Raw genomic sequence first — 1102 nt, forward strand, 5'->3', positions numbered from 1 at the left:
TCGCCCCAGTCGTTGGCCTGGCTCAACGATGGGATGGCGTTCCAGTCGATCACGGCCTGATCGCACGCTTGGGCGAGGGGCGCGGGGCGGGCAGGAGCCGCTTCGGGGGTGACCGGCTTGAACGCGGCCGTGCGGCTCGCCATGGCGGCGGCGCGCTCCTTGAGGGCCTGACGGGACGGGTCTCGGCGGAACAGCGTGGATAGCTTGAGAGGGGCCATGGTCAGCCTCCAGGGATCACGGGATGACGGGAGGCGCGGCGGGGTGAGCGCCGCGCGGTGGCGGCGTCAGACAGTGGGTGTGCTGTCGTCGGGGAGGTCGAACCGTTCGGCGGCGAGATGGCGAAGGTCGTCGAGGGCGCTTTCGCCCCACCACTCCCCGAGATGCTCCAGGGCGATCTTGAACAGGATGGCCGTCGGGGTCCGCATCGGAACGCGGTCGTAGTCCTCGACCAGCGCCGTCAGCTCCACGTCGATAGCGTTGGCGGCCTCCCAGGCGACGCCGAAACCGTTGGTCTGGCGGCGTTCCGAGACTTGATCCGCCCAGGCCCTGCGGCGGCCTTCATCGTGCGGTCCGGGGTAGCCGCCGTCTACGGCTTCGGCCTCGATGTCGAGGCGGGTCATCTCGGTTTGCGCGGGGATGAGGCGGCGCAGGATCGGCAAGGCTGCCGGGACCAGGGCGAGAAATGCCGCCTCCTCCGCGCTGGGCTGCTGCGTGCCGGCGATCACCGGCAGGGGCACGGCGACGGCAACTGTGCCGGCGACGACGGTTCGGCGGCTCAGGCTGCCGCGTAGGCCGTCGGCGCGCTCGCGCAGGGCGGCGCCCGGGTCGCGGTGGATCAGGTTCTTGAGGGACGTGCGGAGGGACATCGCGGGATCCTCGGATGAGGGCGCGGGCAGCCGGCCCGCTCGGGGTGCAGGCAGGTCAGAGCAAGGTGGCGAGGCCGGTGAGCACCATGCCGCCACCGATGATGGCGACGGCGGCCAGCAGCTCGGCGCCGACGTCGAGGAAGCGCAGGGCGCGACTGTGCGCGGTATCGGGGCGGACCGGGGCGACGGCCTCCCAAGCCTCGATGCCGCCGGGCACGGGCTCGTTCGGCAGATTG

General features: G+C 72.0%; 2 protein-coding genes and 1 pseudogene. All 3 read right to left on the bottom strand.

What is annotated here, in order from left to right; translation table 11 throughout:
* Positions 1–218 (bottom strand): hypothetical protein (locus MKK75_RS17865; protein WP_244043880.1); only part of this gene is annotated, 218 nt, incomplete at its 3' end.
* Between the two features lie 66 nt (positions 219–284).
* A complete protein-coding gene (locus MKK75_RS17870) occupies positions 285–866 on the bottom strand; it encodes a hypothetical protein (RefSeq protein ID WP_244043881.1) in 582 nt (193 codons plus the stop codon).
* A 55-nt stretch (positions 867–921) separates the two neighbouring features.
* Positions 922–1102, bottom strand: a pseudogene (locus tag MKK75_RS17875) (hypothetical protein); the annotation flags it as partial.

The organism is Methylobacterium sp. J-030 (assembly GCF_022829545.1).
Taxonomy (GTDB): Bacteria; Pseudomonadota; Alphaproteobacteria; order Rhizobiales; family Beijerinckiaceae; genus Methylobacterium.

Coding starts and splice junctions, on each gene's coding strand:
- MKK75_RS17870 (WP_244043881.1), bottom strand. CDS start 866: ATGTCCCTCCGCACGTCCCTCAAGAACCTGATCCACCGCGACCCGGGC.